General features: G+C 68.0%; 12 protein-coding genes and 3 pseudogenes. 7 read left to right on the top strand and 8 right to left on the bottom strand.

Annotation, left to right across the window (positions count from 1 at the left end):
* The 3 genes and pseudogenes from AB4Y99_RS18420 to AB4Y99_RS18430 form a co-directional block, all read left to right on the top strand.
* Window positions 1-177, top strand: a pseudogene (locus AB4Y99_RS18420) (ABC transporter permease); the annotation flags it as partial.
* Window positions 178-329: 152 nt separating this feature from the next.
* Window positions 330-1346: an ABC transporter substrate-binding protein gene (locus AB4Y99_RS18425; RefSeq protein ID WP_441524328.1), complete on the top strand. Its 1017-nt coding sequence runs from the start codon at window positions 330-332 to the stop codon at window positions 1344-1346.
* Window positions 1347-1487: 141 nt separating this feature from the next.
* Window positions 1488-3827, top strand: a complete 2340-nt coding sequence (locus tag AB4Y99_RS18430; protein WP_441524329.1) for a xanthine dehydrogenase family protein molybdopterin-binding subunit — start codon at window positions 1488-1490, stop codon at window positions 3825-3827.
* A 183-nt stretch (window positions 3828-4010) separates the two neighbouring features.
* Here the strand turns inward: AB4Y99_RS18430 and AB4Y99_RS18435 are convergent, their stop codons facing one another.
* From AB4Y99_RS18435 to AB4Y99_RS18460, 6 genes are all read right to left on the bottom strand, one after another.
* A complete protein-coding gene (locus tag AB4Y99_RS18435; protein WP_441524330.1) occupies window positions 4011-5102 on the bottom strand; it encodes a hypothetical protein in 1092 nt (363 codons plus the stop codon).
* Window position 5103: 1 nt separating this feature from the next.
* Window positions 5104-6639 (bottom strand): AMP-binding protein, encoded by a 1536-nt coding sequence (locus AB4Y99_RS18440; RefSeq protein WP_441524331.1) that lies wholly within the window; start codon window positions 6637-6639, stop codon window positions 5104-5106.
* Between the two features lie 10 nt (window positions 6640-6649).
* A complete protein-coding gene (locus tag AB4Y99_RS18445; protein WP_441524332.1) occupies window positions 6650-8413 on the bottom strand; it encodes an ABC transporter permease subunit in 1764 nt (587 codons plus the stop codon).
* Window positions 8410-9468 (bottom strand): ABC transporter ATP-binding protein, encoded by a 1059-nt coding sequence (locus AB4Y99_RS18450; protein WP_441524333.1) that lies wholly within the window; start codon window positions 9466-9468, stop codon window positions 8410-8412. The genes AB4Y99_RS18445 and AB4Y99_RS18450 overlap by 4 nt, the downstream gene beginning before the upstream one ends.
* A 23-nt stretch (window positions 9469-9491) precedes the next feature.
* On the bottom strand, window positions 9492-10559 hold the full coding sequence (locus AB4Y99_RS18455; RefSeq protein ID WP_441524334.1) for an ABC transporter substrate-binding protein: 1068 nt from the start codon (window positions 10557-10559) through the stop codon (window positions 9492-9494).
* A gap of 69 nt (window positions 10560-10628) precedes the next feature.
* The gene (locus AB4Y99_RS18460) at window positions 10629-11402 is read right to left on the bottom strand and encodes an enoyl-CoA hydratase/isomerase family protein (RefSeq protein WP_441524335.1); all 774 of its coding nucleotides are present in this window, start codon (window positions 11400-11402) and stop codon (window positions 10629-10631) included.
* 120 nt (window positions 11403-11522) lie between these two features.
* Between AB4Y99_RS18460 and AB4Y99_RS18465 the strand changes: the two genes are divergently transcribed.
* From AB4Y99_RS18465 to AB4Y99_RS18480, 4 genes and pseudogenes are all read left to right on the top strand, one after another.
* On the top strand, window positions 11523-12347 hold the full coding sequence (locus AB4Y99_RS18465) for an IclR family transcriptional regulator (RefSeq protein ID WP_441524336.1): 825 nt from the start codon (window positions 11523-11525) through the stop codon (window positions 12345-12347).
* Window positions 12348-12554 (top strand): annotated as a pseudogene (locus AB4Y99_RS18470) (2Fe-2S iron-sulfur cluster-binding protein); the annotation flags it as partial. It lies immediately after the preceding gene.
* On the top strand, window positions 12547-13911 hold the full coding sequence (locus AB4Y99_RS18475) for an FAD/NAD(P)-dependent oxidoreductase (RefSeq protein ID WP_441524337.1): 1365 nt from the start codon (window positions 12547-12549) through the stop codon (window positions 13909-13911). The pseudogene AB4Y99_RS18470 and the gene AB4Y99_RS18475, both read left to right, overlap by 8 nt.
* Entirely contained in the window at window positions 13908-15062 is a 1155-nt protein-coding gene (locus tag AB4Y99_RS18480; protein WP_441524338.1) for an NAD(P)/FAD-dependent oxidoreductase, read from the top strand. The genes AB4Y99_RS18475 and AB4Y99_RS18480 overlap by 4 nt, the downstream gene beginning before the upstream one ends.
* Window positions 15063-15116: 54 nt before the next feature.
* Here AB4Y99_RS18480 and AB4Y99_RS18485 read toward each other — a convergent pair whose 3' ends face one another.
* Complete coding sequence (locus AB4Y99_RS18485; protein WP_441524339.1) at window positions 15117-16421, bottom strand: TRAP transporter large permease; 1305 nt, start codon at window positions 16419-16421, stop codon at window positions 15117-15119.
* A gap of 9 nt (window positions 16422-16430) precedes the next feature.
* Window positions 16431-16699: pseudogene (locus tag AB4Y99_RS18490) on the bottom strand (hypothetical protein); the annotation flags it as partial.

The raw sequence follows: 16699 nt of genomic DNA on the forward strand, positions 1-16699 counted from the left end.
GTTTCGTCTGGCGCCGGCGGCCTCGGCTGGTTCATCTTCGAGAACCGCAACCAGCTCGAGACGGCGAACGTCTTCGCCGGCCTGTTCACCGTGATCCTCATCGGCCTCTTCGTCGAGAACGTCATCTTCGCCACCATAGAGCGCAAGACGATCCGGCGCTGGGGCATGCAGCACTGACGACCCGGAGCATTTCCGCCTTCTTCTGAAACGTGGAAATGCTCCATTTTCCTGGCTTTATCGCATTTTCTTCACGCGAACCGGCATCCGCTTCRCTCGAAAATGCTCTGGTTCCACAAGGCCGAACGGCCGTCACTCGGAGGGAAACACCCATGGCATTCAAGACTATCCTGCGCGCCGCCTTCACAGCCGTCGCACTCGGCACCGCGCTCGCCGCCCCGGCCCGCGCCGAGGTCTCGGAAGTCCGCATCTCCAAGGGCTTCGGCATCCTCTATCTGCCGCTCTTCGTGATGCAGGACCAGCAGTTCCTGGAGAAGCGCGCCAAGGCCGCCGGGCTCGGCGACATCAAGGTGACCTGGCTGATGCTCGACGGCGGCAACGTCATCAACGACGCGATGATGGCCGGCACGCTCGACTTCGCCGGCACCGGCGCGCCGGGCTTCGTCACGCTYTGGGCCAAGGCCAAGGGCATTCCGGGCGTCGAGGTCGTCGGCGTCTCCGGCATGAGCTCGACCTCGCTGTGGCTGATGTCGAACAAGCCGGAGCTGAAGTCGCTCAAGGACTTCACCAGCAGCGACAAGATCGCCCTGCCCGGCATCAAGACCTCGCTTGCCGCCGTCGTGCTGCAGATGATCGCCGCCAAGGAGTTCGGCGACGCGAACTACGCCAAGATGGACCCGATGACGGTGAGCCTGCCGCATCCGGAGGCGCTGGCCGCGCTGATCGGCGGCAAGACCGAGATCAAGGCGCATTTCACCTCGCCGCCCTTCCAGTACATCGAGGCGAAGAGCCCGGGCATCAACCGCGTGCTCAACTCGGTCGACTATCTCGGCAACCTGACGCTTGACGTCACCTTCGCGCCGAAGAAGTTCGTCGATGCCAATCCGAAGATGACCCAGGCCTTCATCGACGCGATGGACGACGCCAMCGMCCTSATCGCCAAGGACAAGAAGYTKGCSGCCGAGATCTTCGCCAAGGCCTCGAAGGTGAAGATCGACGCCGCCGAGGTCCAGGAGATGATCGAGGACAAGGACGCCCGCTTCACCGCCACGCCCGAAGGCGTGATGCAGTTCGCCGAATTCATGCACAAGGCCGGGTCGATCAAGGTGAAGCCGACGAAGTGGAGCGACATGTTCGTGCCGCAGCTCGCCGGCCGCTCGGGAAGCTGAGCGCATCGCGAACCCCAACGGGTTTTCATATGCCGAAGGGCGCGGTCTCCTCTGGGGCCGCGCCCTTTTGCATGGTAGCCATGGTCGTTGGCTCGAAAATTGAAACCGGGCCTCGATACGCGACGGAAGAGTGACGGCCTGATGCATGCGAGAATTCCCGGACACCGGGCAGAGACGCTCGGCCCGGCGCTGACACCGACAGATCCGCGCTCGCTGCGCCGTTTCGAGGATGAGCGCTTCCTGACGGGACAGGGCTTCTATCTCGACGACGAGGCCGTCCCCGATGCGCTGCACGCCATGGTGCTGCGCTCGCCGCATGCCCATGCCGCGATCCTCTCCATCGACGCCGAAGCGGCGCGGGGCCTGCCCGGCGTCCATGCCGTCTACACCGCTGCCGAGATCGCCGATCTCGCGCCCCTGCCCTGCTCGCTGGCGGTCGCAGGCGAAGCGCCGCTGATCGTGCCGCCCCGATCGCCTCTGGCCGGCGAACGGGTCCGCCATGTCGGCGATCCCGTCGCCTTCATCGTGGCCGAGACGGCCGAGCTTGCCCGCGAGGCCAGCGAGCTGATCGCGGTCGATTACGACATCCTGCCCTCGGTCACCGAGCTCGCCGCCGCGAGCGCCCCCGACGCTCCCGAAATCTGGCCGCAGGCGCCCGACAACCTCGCCCTGCGCTATCGCCTCGGCGACGGGGCGGCCGTCGCCACCGCCTTTGCGCAGGCCGCCCATGTCGTGACCTGCCGGGTCGTCAACAACCGGATCGCGGCAGCAGCACTCGAACCACGGGCGGCCCTCGGGCGCTTCGACGAGGCGAGCGGCCGCTACCGGCTCTCGCTCAGCGGCGCCTCGGTGCACGACATCCGCCGGGAACTCGCGGCTGTGCTGCGCATCGCTCCGGAGCGGATCGACGTCGCCTGCCCCGATGTCGGCGGTGGCTTCGGCATGAAGAACGTCACCTATCCGGAATATGCGCTGGTGCTCGTCGCCGCCGAGCGCCTCGGCCGGCCGGTGCGCTGGCTCGCCGAGCGCATCGAGGATTTCTCGGGTGGCGTCCATGCTCGCGACAATCTGACCACCGGCAAGCTCGCCCTCGACGCCAAGGGCCGGTTCCTGGCGCTTCAGGTCGAAACCACCGCCAATCTCGGCGCCTATGTCTCCTCGCTCGGGCCGGGCAGCGCGACCACCGCGCCGACGCCCGCGATGGGCGGGCTCTACGACATTCCCGCGATGACGATGGATGTTCGCTGCGTCTTCACCAACACCGTCCCGATCGACGCCTATCGCGGCGCCGGCAAGCCGGAAGCGAACTATCTGATCGAAAGGCTGGTGGAGGCGGCGGCCAACCGCTTGCGGATCGACTCCGCCACCTTGCGCAAGCGTAACTTCATCCGCCGCTTCCCCTATCGCAAGCCCTTCGGCGCCGTACTCGATTGCGGCAGCTTCGGCAGCAATCTCGACCAGGTTCTGGCTGCGGCCGACCGCGCCGGCTTCCGGCGCCGCAGGGCGGAATCACGCCGACGCGGCAAGCTGCGCGGCTTAGGCATCGGCTGCTTTCTGGAAACCTCGCGCGGCGCGCCGAACGAGGATGCCTGGCTGTCGTTCCGCGCCGATGGCGGCATCGACATGACGGTCGGCACCCAATCGAACGGCCAGGGTCACGAGACGAGCTTCGCCCAGCTTCTCGCGAGCCGGTTCGGCCTGCCGGTGGAGCGTTTCCGCCTCATCCAGGGCGATACGGCGCGCGTCCCCAGCGGCGGCGGCCATGGCGGCGCCCGCTCGCTGCATATGGGCGGCGGCGCGCTGGCACTGGCGGCCGATGCGCTGATCGAGAAGGCAAGGCCCGCAGCCGCCGAACTGCTTCAGGCGGCAGCGGAAACCGTCAGCYTCCACAACGGCCGCTTTCTCGCTCCGGGCGCCGGCGAAGTCGATCTCGGCAGCGTCGCGCGCCATGTCGCGGAGACGACCGGCAAACCCCTCGCCAGCCATGGCGCCCGCCGCAATGCGCCGCTCACCTTTCCCAACGGCGCGCAGGCCGCCGAGGTCGAGGTCGACCCGCAAACCGGCGAAGTGACCCTGCTGCGCTATGTCGCCGTCGACGATTACGGCACGCTGATCAACCCCTTGCTGACCGAGGCACAGGTCCATGGCGGGCTGGCGCAGGGCATCGGCCAGGCGCTGATGGAGGAAGCCCGCTACGACCCCGATGGCGGCCAGCTCCTCAGCGCGACCTTCATGGACTACGCCATGCCGCGCGCGATGGACCTGCCGGCTTTCGAATTGTCGATGGTGGAATTGCCGACGCAGGCCAACCCGCTCGGCGCCAAGGGGGCGGGACAGGCCGGCTGCATCGGCGCGCCGCAGACCGTGATCCACGCGATCCTCGATGCGCTGCGGCCCCTCGGCGTCACGCATCTGGACATGCCGGCCACTCCGGCGCGGATCTGGCGCGCGATCCGGGAGGTGCAGCAGGCCAAAGATTGAGGAGTCAGCGCTTTTCCGAGGCCCCGGCTAAAGCCTGCTGACTTTGCGCGGAACCACGTCGTCATCCCGCGCTTGACCCGGGATCCATGCCAGAGCGTCTCGAACAAAGCTTCAGGCATGGATCCGGCTCTCCGCTTCGCTGCGGCCGGGATGACCCACGTTTCGATGAAAACGCAGCAGGCTCTAACCCTGCGGCTGCCCCATCAACCTATCGCGCAGGCGGAGCAGCTCCTCGCAGACCGCTTCCAGATCCCGCACCGCGAAGCCCTCGCGCAGAGCCGGAAGATGCTCGCCGAGCCTGGCGCCGAGGATGCCGGTGAAACCGATCCGGCCTTCGGGCGAGACGACGAGGCCGTTCTGCGCCTCGAAGGAGGCGTTCCAGGCCACGGCCTCGGCTTCCGACAATCCGGCGGGAAGGTCGAGTTCGAGGACGCCATCCGTCGTCAGCCGGACCGGGTAGCCGCCCGGCAGGCCGTTCGGCCCCGGTACATGCCCGTGCCAGACGCGGCCGGAAGCCATGGCGAGCAGCATGGGCACACCGCTCGCCCCGGATATCTCGATGACCGGCTCCGGCGTGAGCTGGATATCGGCGAAGCGCGCGTAGACGTCACCGACCTCCGTACCGTCGAGCCAGACGCGCGGCGGCCGCCCGCCCCGCTCCTCCGGCCGTCGGCGCCAGGCTGCGAGATTCTGATAATGGGCGAGGACCTTGACCTCGGCCCCCAGAGGCGTGGCGGCCGAGCCAGCGAAGACGTTCGACAAGATCGCGACATTGCCCATGCCGCAGGCGACGTCATGCCCCAGCGCGCGGATCATGCCGTTGACCACGTCGGGGAAGCCGCAATTGACCAGCGTGACCGCCCTGCCGCTGCGCGTGATCGCCGCGGCGACGCGGGAGGAGAGCAGCGCCTGGAAGACCGCCGTGGCGCTCAGGCCGCCTTCGGCGACAAGCTGCGTCCAGGCGTTGCCGGTCTGGGCGATGACCTGCGAGGTCTGGATCGAGGCGGCCTGCACGACGATGCGCGGGCCGGTCGCCGCGAGCATCTCGTCCGAGGCGTTCGGGGCGAGCAGATCGACCGCATGGGTGGTGAAGCGCGCCTTCTTGCCGAACAAGGCGGCGCGGGCGTTGGCGGCCGTGCGCAGCCAGTTAAGCCGCTCGCGGTTGCGGCCGGCGATGACGACCGCGACGGCCTCGTCCGCCGTCGCGGCGATGTCGAAGGCGATGCGCGCGGCGAAGCCGCCGGTGCCGGAGATGAGGATGTCACAGCCGGCCATGTCAGCGCCCCGTCGCCATCGCCGCGCGGTCCCAGCAATCATCGAGCCGAGGCGAGAGCTTGTGCTTCATGATGCGCTGGCTCGCCGTGCGCTCGAATTCGTCGACGACGGCGATGTAGCGCGGGTTCTGGTAGGGGGCGAGGCGCTGACCGAGCCAGCCGGACAAGGCCTGCGGATCGATGATCACGCCATCGCGCGGCTTGACGAAGAGCTTGATGTCCTGCTCGCCGACATCGGCGGCGACGCCGATCATAGCGCAATCCTCGACCGCCTCATGCTCGGCCGCGACATGCTCGACCTCCCAGGCCGAGACGTTCTCGCCCCGGCAGCGCACGCTGTCGGTCATGCGGCCGTGGAAGTAGAGGTTGCCATCAGCGTCGAGGGAGCCGAGATCGCCGGTGTGGAAGCCGTCCGCGCGCAGGGCCTTCGCGGTCGCCTCGGGATTGTCGAGATAGCCCGGGAAGATCGCGCCGGGGATGCTGGTCTCGATGACGATCTCGCCGCGGGCGCCCGTGGCCACCGCCCTGCCCTCGGCATCCCTCAGCTTCACCGTGAACCATGGCATCGGCGTCCCCACCGAACCGACGACGCCGGTCACGTTGCAGGTCGTCAGGCTGGAAGCTTCCGTCATGCCGTAGCATTCGCGGATATCGATGCCGAAGCGGTCTCGGAACGCCGGCCAGATGTCGGCCGGGCAGCCGCCCCCCCAGGCGATGCGCACGCCGTGCTCGCGGTCGCGCGGCGACGGCGGCTGCTTCAGCAGGATCTGCAGGATGCCGCCGAGATAGTGAATATGGCTCGCCCCCTCCGCCCGGACCTGATCCCAGAAGCGGCTGGCGCTGAAGCGCTCGACCATGGCGAGCGTGATGCCGCTGATCATCGGCAGGGGCAGAAGCTGGGCGCCGCCGATATGGTAGAGCGGCTCCCAGACGAAGAAAACATCGCCAGGCCCAGCATCGGAGAGCCGCACCACGCTCTCGGCCGCCAGCCGCAGCATGCGGTGCGAGACGATCACGCCCTTGGGCCGCCCGGTCGTGCCGGAGGTGTACATGATCGCGAAGACCACATCCGCCGACGGGGCCGGCTCCACGAAGCGCTCCTGCCGGGACAGGACGGCGTCGAGCTCTCCGCCCGGCGCATGGGCGAGGAGCGGCAACTCCGCCTCGGAGGCCATCGCCTCGGCGATCTGCGGCGCCAGCTCCGCATCGGCGACGACGAGACGCGGCCGCGAATGCGTGAGCAAGTAGCGCAAACCCTCGCCACGCTGCTGCGCGTTGACCGGAACCCAGGCGACGCCGGCCCGCGCGAGCCCGAAGACCACCGCGATGGTCGCGATCGAATTGCGCATCATCACGGCGACCCGGTCGCCGGCACCGATGCCCCGAGTCCTCAGATGCGCGGCGAAAGCGGCCGAGCGCCGCTCGACCTCGGCATAGGTCACGGGCTCGCCGCAGAAGCGCGCATAGACGCGCTCCGGTTCGGTCGCAGCGCGTGTCGTCAGAAGGCTCACGAAGCCAGCGTCGTCGAAGGAGGTCATCGTCGTCGGTTCAGTCGAGTCGGGAAGAGGAGCGGAAGCGTTCCGCGATGAGCAGCATCGCCGTCACCACGATGAAGACGACCACCGAGACGGCCGCGAGCGTCGGGTTGAGCTGCAGGATCATGTCGTCCCACATCTGCTTCGGCAGCGTCGTCTTGATGCCGCCGGAGACGAAGATCGCGATGGTCAATTCGTCGAAGGAGGTGATGAAGGCGAAGAGAAAGGCTGCGACGAGGCCGCCCTTGACCAGCGGGATGGTGACGCCTGTCAGCGTCCGCACCCGGTTCGCGCCGAGGGTCGCCGCCGCCTGGTCGAGGCGCTGGTCATAGGTCTTCAGCACGGCGGCGATGGTGACCAGCGTGAAGGGGATCGCCAGCACGGTATGGCCGATGACGAGGCCGAGATCGGTCGCGATCAGCCCCAGCCGGGCGAAGAGATAGAACAGCCCGACGGCGATGACGATGCGCGGCACGATCATCGGGGCGAGGAAGAAGGCGAAGATCAGCCCGGCCCAGCGGGTGCGGCTGTTCGCCAGCGCCAGCGCCGCGAAGCCGCCGATCGCCGTCGCCGCGAGTGCCGTGACGAAGGCGACCGCGAAGGAGCGGATCGTCGCCTGGATCCAGAGCGGCGATTCGAAATAGGTCCGGAACCAGCTCAGCCCGTAGCCCGGCGGCGGGAATTCCAGGAACTGGGAGGAGGTGAAGGCGAGCGGAATGACGAGCAGCGTCGGCAGCACCAGAAAGGCGATGACGAGCCAGCAGAAGCCAGGCAGCAGCATCGCGCAGACGCGCTTGCCGAGCAGGGATCGCGTGACCGCTCCGAGGCGAGCCGCAGCCACCGCGATGAGGGAGAGGATCGCCAGGCCGAGATCGCGGATACGGCCGGTGCCGACCTGCCCGGAGCCGCCGGCGATGGTCGAGAGCCCGAAGATCCGGTCGTAGACGASGCAGGARACCAGSGCYGCCAMCAGCATCATCGCCGAGAGYGCSCCGGCRAAGGACCAGTTCAGCAGCTCCWGCACCTGCGTGATGATGAGCTGCGCCAGCATGGTCTCCTGCCGCCCGCCGAGGAAGGCCGGCACGATGAAGAAGCCGAGCGAGGARATGAAGACGAGCAGGCCSGCCGCSGCSACGCCSGGCAGCGAGAGCTTGAAATAGACCAGCCAGAAGGCGCGYGCMGGCGCKGCSCCSAGCGTCTGCGCCGCCTGGACGAGSCGCCGGTCGATKCCGGYCATCACCGGSAGCATGGTCATCACCGCCAGCGGCACCATSGCRTGSACCATGCCGACCATGACGCCGAACTGGTTGTTGATCAGCGACAGCGGCTGGTCGACGACATGCGCGCCGGTCAGCAGGGAATTGATCACGCCGCTGCGTCCGAGGATCAGCATCCAGGCGAAGGTCTTGACGAGATAGCTCGTCCAGAACGGCACCATGACGAAGAGCAGCATGCGGCCGCGGAACATGTCGGGCAGGCGCGCCAGCCAATAGGCGAGCGGATAGCCGATCAGCAGCGACCACAGCGCCGTCCAGCCGGCGATGCGGAAGGTGATGCCGAGCACGCGCAGATAGACGTCGGTCGCTGCAATGCGCTGATAGGAGCTCGCCGTAAAGGCTCCATTGTCCGGATCGACGACGCTCAGGCCCAGAAGCTGCGCCACCGGCCAGACGAAGAAGACCGCGAGGAACAGGACGCCGGGCACCGCCAGCCAGAGCGCGTTGAGGCGCAGCCTGCCCGCACGCGCCGGCGCGCTCGTGACGCTCACCGCGCTCATGCGACCAGCACCGCCTTGTCGCGCGGCCAGCCGGCGACGATCGCCTCGTCGATGGCCGGCACCGCATCGTCGGGGCCGAGGCGCAGCACGAGCTGGCTGCCGTCCTCGAGCGCCGCGATGACGCGCGTCTCCGAGCCGGCATAGACGATCTCGCTGACGCGCCCGTTCACGGCGTTGCCGTCCTGCGCGCCGAGGCGCAGGTTCTCGGGCCGGATCACGAGGGCCGCGTCCCGGCTCTCGCAATGCGCGCCGCTGGGCAGGGCGAAACGGCCATGCGCGGTTTCGAGCGAGCCGTTGCCGTCCCAGCGCCCGCGGAAGATGTTGGAGATTCCGATGAAATCGGCGGCGAAGGCCGTGCGCGGGCGCTCATAGATCTCCCGCGGCGTGCCGAGCTGCTCGATCTTCGCGTGGTTCATCAGGCAGATGCGGTCGGACATCGCGAGCGCCTCCTCCTGATCATGCGTGACATAGACGATGGTCGAGCCGCTCTCGCGATGCAGCCGCTTGATCTCGATCTGCATGTGCTCGCGCAGCTTCTTGTCGAGCGCGCCGAGCGGCTCGTCCATCAGGATGATCGAGGGCTGGTAGACGAAGCAGCGTGCCAGCGCGACGCGCTGCTGCTGGCCGCCGGAGAGCTCGCGGGGAAAACGCCCGGCGAGATGGCCGAGATGCACCATCGCCAGCGCATCGGAGACGCGCTTGGCGACCTCCGCGCCTGGGCGCCCGCGCATCTTGAGCGGGAAGGCGATGTTCTCCGCCACGGTGAGGTGCGGGAACAGCGCGTAATGCTGGAAGACGAGGCCGATATCGCGCTGGTGGACGGGCGTCGCCGACTGGTCGCGGCCGTCGATGACCACCCTGCCCTCGCTCACCTCGACCAGCCCGCAGATGAGCTGGAGCAAGGTGGTCTTGCCGGAGCCCGAAGGCCCCAGCAAGGTCAGGAACTCGCCCTCGGCAACGCTGAGAGAGCTCGGCTCGAGGGCCGTGGTCGCGCCGTAGCGCTTGCACAGCCCTTCGACCACGAGCTTCGCCGGTTTTGCTTCGGTCACGGTCATYCCGGCGCTCGTCGCCATCGCCATCAGGTCAGGAGCCAGGAATTGAAGCGCTCGGTGACCTTGGCGCGATTCTCGCTCCACCAGCTCTCATTGGCGATCGCCATCTGCTTCAGGTTTTCCGGCGAGGTCGGCAGCAGCTTAGCGCGTTCAGGCGAGATCGTCTGGTAGGCGTCCAGATTGGTCGGGCCATAGGCCAGCGCCTCGGTATAGACCGCCTGCTGCTTCGGGTCGGAGCAGAAGCGGATGAACTGGCGCGCCACCTCGGCCTTCGGACCGCCCTTGGGCAGACCCCAGCCCTCAATCGAGTAGAGTCCCTGATTCCAGATGATCTTGGCCGGCGCGCCGCCGTCGATGGCAGCCTGAAGGCGGGCGTTCCAGCCGGTGGTCATGTCGACCTCGCCGCTTTGCAGAAGCTGCGTCGACTGGGCGCCGCCCGTCCACCAGACCGCGATATGCGGCTTGATCTTGTCGAGGACCTTGAAGGCACGCTCGACATCGAGCGGATAAAGCTTGTCGAGCGGCACGCCGTCGGCAAGCAGCGCCTGCTCGATGCTGTCGATCGGGTTCTTGCGCATCGAGCGGCGACCCGGGAACTTCTCGACATTGAAGAAGTCGGTCCAGCTCGCCGGGGCGTTCTTCACCYKGTCGGTSCGGTAGGCGAAGATCGTCGAATAGACRTCCGTRCCCATGAACTCGGGCGAGATCGCYTCCGGCATCAGCYTGGGCACATCGGCATGCGMRAAGCCGATCGGRTCGAGCAGGCCTTGCGCCTTCAGGATGTCGCGCGCCGACAAGGTCAGCGTGCACACGTCCCAGGTATAGGACTTGGTCTCGACCATCGCCTTGAACTGCGCGGTCGGCTCGGCCTCGCGGGCGACGTTGACGACCTTGTTGCCGGTCGCCTTYTCGAASGGRTCGTAAAAGGCCTTGCGGAARGCSGGSCCGAACGGMCCRCCGGGATCGGCGACGGTGATCTGCGTCGCGGCGCGCGCCGTACCGATGAGATAGGGCGCGGCGACCGCTCCGGCGGCGACGCCGCCGGCCAGTTGCAGCAGGGTACGCCTCGTCGGATTCGTGGTTCTGCTCGTCATCGTCTTCTCCCCTTCAAGCGGTTTTCCGCATTTCCCCGTGGGTGATCAGATCGTCAGGCGCTCTGAGTTTCAGGCGCTTTTGCGTGCCGCTCGCTGGGCGAGAAACGCCTCCATCATCCGCGCCGGCTCGCCGGTGGCGTAGGCTTCGCGCTGGGTGCGGATGCCGGCGGCCAGGCACTCGCGGAAGCTCGCCTCGGTCACCTCGCGGAAGCGGGCCTTGTTGAGCCGCATGGCGACGGGCGCCTTGGCGGCGAGCTCTTCCGCCAGGGCGAGCGAGGCTTCCATGACCTTCTCCTTCGGCACGATCCGGTTGATCAGGCCGATGCGGAACGATTCCTCGGCATCCATCATCCGGCCCGTCAGGGTGAGGTCGATGGTGCGGGCGATGCCGATCATCTCCTTCATGATCCAGGGACCGGTCACCGAGGCGATGCCGGAATTGATCTCGGGCTGGCCCATGGTGACGCCGTCATGGCCGATGCGCAGGTCGCAGAGCAGCGCGACCTGGAAGGCCGAGCCCGCGGCGACGCCGTTCAGCGCCGCGATCAGCGGCTTCGAGAGCGAGCGGATACGATCGTAGAGACGCTCCCATTCATGCATCCAGGCCTCGGCCCGGTCCGGATCGAAGGTCTTGGTCTCGTTGAGGTCCTGGCCGGCGCCGAAGGCGCGGTCGCCTGCCCCGGTGAGGACGATGGCGCGCACCGCCTCGTTCGCCTCCAGCTCGTCGAAGCACTCGACCAGCCGCGCGCGCATCGGCGCGTTCCAGGCATTGAGAACCTGCGGGCGGTTGAGGGTCACGATGCCGACAGCACCGCGCACCTCGATCAGAACTGAATCCTTCATACCGCCCTCCGATGGCTATTTATCACAATGCGATAAATTCTATTGAACATTCTGCGCGAATGGCCCAGCTTGTCAAGGCAGCCGGCCACGGCCATTGATCGAGCGAGGAGAGCAGGTCCGATGACGATGCCCGAGACGCGACAAAACGGCCGCAAGAGCGCGGCACCGCCAGCCGACCGGCCGGGGCGCAAGGACGATGCGCTGATGGTCAATTCAGTCGAGAAGGCATTCCGGGTGCTGTCCGCCTTCGGCCGCCAGCACCAGACGCTCAACCTGTCGCAGGTGGCGTCCGAGACCGGCATGGATGTCAGCGCCGCGCAGCGCTTCACCCACACCCTCACCAGGCTCGGCTATCTCCATAAGGATGCGCAGACCAAGCGCTTCGAGCTGACCGCGAAGACGCTCGATCTCGGCTACCATTTCGTGCGCAGCAGCCGCCTGCTCGACCGGGCGATGCCCTATCTGATGCATCTGAGCAAGGAGACCGAGGAGACGGTCAACCTGACGGTGCGGGACGGCACGGAGATCATCTTCGTCTCGCGCTTTCTCAGCCGGCATGTGCTGAACACCGACGTCATCATCGGCACGCGGATGCCCGCCTATTGCACGGCGCCGGGCATTGCGATGCTGTCGCGCCTGCCGGAAGAAGAGGCGATGGCGATCATCGACGCCTCGGACCTCAAGGCGCACACCCCCTCGACGACGTGGCAGCGTGACGCGCTGCGCGAGAAGCTGCGCCAGGCCGCGGCGCAAGGCTACGCCACGGCCTTCGAGGAGGTCTATMTCGGCGAYGCCTCGATCGCCGCRSYGATCGTCGAYCATCACGGCCGKCCCGAGGCMGCCGTSAACATCGCCACSTCGACCTCGCGCTWYAGCCATGCSGAGGTSGTCYMSCGSTTTTCCTCSCTSGTCATCGCCACCGCGCACGCSATYTCGCGSGTCTGATCTGCGAGCGCGCTGCTCAAGCGCGAATTCGGCGGCGAGCCGCGCGCCGGCTTCTGCCTGATGGGTGCCTGCCAGGATTGCTGGGTCTGGAGTGCGGAAGGCGGCCGGATCAGGGCCTGCACCACGCCCGTCGCCGACGGGATGGTGCTGTTCACCGAGCCGCAGCCTCCGATCGACAGCCAGCCCATGGACCGCAATCATGGCTGACATCGTCATCGTCGGCGCCGGCCCGGCCGGCATCGGCGCAGCCGAAGTGCTTTGCGCGGAGGGCCTGAAACCCGTCCTCATCGACGAAGGCGCGCGGGCCGGCGGCCAGGGCTATCGCCGGCCGGCCGAGAATCTCGCCCTCGACATGAACAGGTTGATGGGGTCGGAGGCGACGAAATACGCTTCGCTCCACCGGCGCTTCCGAGCCCTGCTGCCGCGCATCGACTATCGTCCCGGCATCCTGGTCTGGGCTATCGACGGGAATACGCTGCACCTGTTGCGCGACGGGCGGACCGAGACGCTCGCCTTCGACAAGCTCCTGATCGCCACGGGGGCGATGGACCGCATCGCACCGCTGCCCGGCTGGACCCTGCCCGGCGTGTTCACGCTCGGCGGCGCGCAGGCCGTTCTGAAGGATCAGGGCTGCCTGATCGGGAACCGCGTCGCGTTTCTCGGCTCCTCGCCGCTGCTGGCGCTGGCCGCCAAGCAATATCGCGACATGGGCGCCGAGATCGCGGTGATCGCCGATACGACGCCGTTCGCCGCCAAAGCGGCGGCAACGCCTACGCTGCTGCGGGCGCCGCGCACGCTGTTCCGTGGGCTCTGGTATATGGGCGCCTCGCTGCGGGCTGGGACCGAGATGCTGCATGGGGTGACGCCCGTCGCGGTCGAAGGGAGCACCCATGTCGAGGCGCTGGTCCTGCGCGATGCCGGGGGGCGCGAGCGCCGCTTCGCATGCGACGCGGTGGCGCTCGGCTATGGGCTGAAGCCGGAGACGCAGCTTGCGGACCTCGCCGGGGCCGCCTTTGCCTATGACGCCGACTTCAGGCTGTTCCTGCCCAGGATCGACGGCATGGGCCGGGCGCGGCCGGGGCTCTATCTCGCCGGCGACGGTGTGCGGATCGGCGGCGCCGATGCCGCCGAGGCCAGCGGCGCGCTCGCCGCCCACGCGATCATCGCCGATCTCGGCCGGGCGCAGGACATCGAGGCGACGAGAGCACTGGCCCGGCAGGTCCAGCGGCTGCGCGGCTTCCAGCGCGGGCTGGCGCGCGCCTTCGCCTGGCCGAAGGCGCAGATCGCCGCCTTGCCGGATGCGGTGACGCTCTGCCGCTGCGAAAATGTGACGGTCGGCGAGGTGCGCGCGGCGATGGCGAAGGAACTCGGCCCGGTCGAGGTCAACCGGGTCAAGGCGATGACGCGCTGCGGGATGGGCCGTTGCCAGGGCCGCGTCTGCGGCCCCGCCTTGCAGGAGATCGTCGCGGCAAAGGCCGGGGGCGACGGCGCCGCCGCCGGGCGGTTGCGCGGCCAGGCCCCGGTCAAGCCGATCGCACTCGCGGCAGCCGGGGACGTCGCATGAGCGGCCGCAGCACGGATGTCGCCATCGTCGGCGGCGGGCTGATCGGCGCCTGGACCGCCTTCTTCCTCGCCCGGCGCGGCCAGCGCGTCACCCTGATCGAAAAAGGCGTCGTCGGCGCGCAGTCGAGCGGGGTCAATTTCGGCAATCTGCGCCTTCAGGGACGCTTTCCCGGCCAGTATCCGCTGTCGCTGCGGTCGCAGGCGCTCTGGGAGGATTTCGACGCGCTGATCGGCGAGGATTGCGAATTCGAGCAGACCGGGCACCTCTATCTCGCCTATGACGAAGAGGAGCACGCCAGGCTCGAAGGCTACGCCAAGGTCTCCGAATCCTACGGCCTCGCCATCGAGCGCGTCGGCCCCGCCGATCTCGGGCGGCGCTGGCCCTGGCTCGGCGAGCGGGCCGTCGCCGCGACCTTCTCGGCCCGCGACGCCACGGCCAATCCGCGCCTCGTCACGCCCGCCGTGGCCCGCGCCGCCGCGCGGCTCGGCGTCGATATCCGCGAGAACACGCGCGTCGCCGCGGTCGATCGTTCGGGGAACGGCTTCACGCTGACCCTGGCGGATGGAGCCACACTGAGCTGCGGCACGCTCGTCAACAGCGCCGGCGCCTGGGCGCTGGAGATCGCCGAGCGCTTCGGCGAGACGGCTCCGGTCTTCCCCGCCGGCCCGCCGCAATTCGTGACCGAGCCGTTTCCCTACCTGATCGGCCCGTCCGTGCAGGCCATCGACGGCTCGGTGATCTTCCGCCAGATCCCGCGCGGCAACATCATCCTCGCCGGCTATCCGCGCACGGCGGCCGATGCGCAGGCCAACCGAGCGCCGGTGCCCCCTCTGAAGACGCTGGCGGCGATGAAGGCGCTCGCGCGCGTCGCGCCGATGCTGGCGCAGTGCCATGTCATCCGCGTCTGGTCCGGCATCGAGGCCTATCTGCCCGACATGATCCCGGTSATCGGSCCGAGCGAGACGACSSCCGGGCTSTTCCAYGCCTTCGGCTTCTGCGGCCACGGCTTCCAGATCGGSCCCGGCGTSGGMYTATGCCTCAGCGAGATGATCSTSGACGGSGCGRCGCMGACRCCGCTGGAGCCSTTCKCGATCGGGCGTTTCCGTTCGGCCACGACCGTGAGCGAGAAGTTCCGCAAGGAATTCGATTGAAGGCGCCCAGCGCCGGCCGATCCGGCCGGCGCTGGAAGCGGACAGGGCTTGCCCCTACCCCGTCATCATCTTCGGCAGCGCCGTGACGATCTGCGGGAACAGCGTGATCAGCACCAGCAGCAGCATCAGCACGAAGAAATAGGGGATCGCCGCCTTCGTGACCGTCAGGATGTCCTTTCCGGTGATGCTCTGCAGCACGAAGAGGTTGAAGCCCACCGGCGGGGTGATCTGCGCCGCCTCGATCAGAATCACCACGAAGATGCCGAACCAGAGCAGGTCGATGCCGGCCGCCTGCACCGTCGGCAGCATCACGGACGAGGTCAGCACGATGATCGAGATGCCTTCGAGGAAGCAGCCCAGGATCAGCATGAAGACCGCGAGCACCGCCAGCAGCGCATAGGGCGACAGATGCATGGCATCGACCCAGCCCGCCAGCGAGCGGGGAATATCGACGAAGGCGACGGCGATGGTCAGGCAAGCGGCGCAGGCGATGATGAAGGAGATCATGCAGGAGGTCCGCATGGCCGCCATCAGCCCGTCCATGAAGCTCGCGCGCGTCAGACCGCCGCCGACCGCCGCCAGGATCAGCGCCCCGATCACGCCGATGGTCGCGGCCTCGGTCGGCGTGGCGATACCGCCATAGATCGAGCCAACGACCGAGCCGATCAGCAGCGCCACGGGGATCAGCCGGCGCGAGCGGTAGACCTTCTCCAGGAACGGCACCGCCGGCTCGGCAGGCGGCATCTTCTCAGGGTTGAGCAGGCTCCAGATCGCCGTATAGCCCATGAACAGCGCCATCAGCAGCAGGCCGGGCAGCACGCCGGCGATGAACAGCCGGGCAATCGAGACCTCGGCCGTGACGCCATAGACGATCATGATGATCGAGGGTGGGATCAGCAGGCCGAGCGTGCCGGAGCCGGCGAGCGTGCCGATGGTCATGTTGAGCGGATAGTTCCGCTTCTGCAGTTCCGGCACGCTGATGCGGCCGATGGTGGCGCAGGTCACGGCAGAGGAGCCGGCGACCGCCGCCATGATGCCGCAGCCGAGCACGTTGACGTGGAGCAGCCGGCCCGGCAGCCGCGACACCCAGGGCGCCAGCCCCTGGAACATGTCGGCCGACAATTTCGAGCGGAACAGGATCTCGCCCATCCAGATGAAGAGCGGCAGCGAGGTCAGCGCCCAGCCCCAGCTCGAATCCCAGAGCGTCGAGGCGATGAGCGAGCCCATCGGCGCGGTGGTGAAGAGCCCCATCATTACCATGCCGACGGTCAGGAGCGAGAGCGCCACCCAGACCCCGCTGGCGAGCAGCAGGAGCAGGGTCCCGGCGAGGACCAGCGAGGCGAGAACGATCGTATCCATCATTGGCCCCTATGCCACCGGCCGGTCGAGCTCGACCTCGTCGGGCGTCTCGTAGCGGTGCTCGCCGCCGCCGATGAGCCAGAAGAGTTCGTCGATGAAGGCAATCGCGAGCGCCGTCACGCCCACCGCAACGCCGGCCTGCGGAATCCAGAAGGGCATGGCGAGCAGGCCCGGGCTGACATCGTTGAATTCGCGCGATTGCAGCGCCAGCGACGCGACATGCCAGGCGAGGAACGACACCACCACCGCGCCGAGCAGGCAGTTGAACAGCTCGACGC

The organism is Allobosea sp. TAB14, from assembly GCF_052113865.1.
GTDB lineage: Bacteria > Pseudomonadota > Alphaproteobacteria > Rhizobiales > Beijerinckiaceae > Allobosea > Allobosea spartocytisi.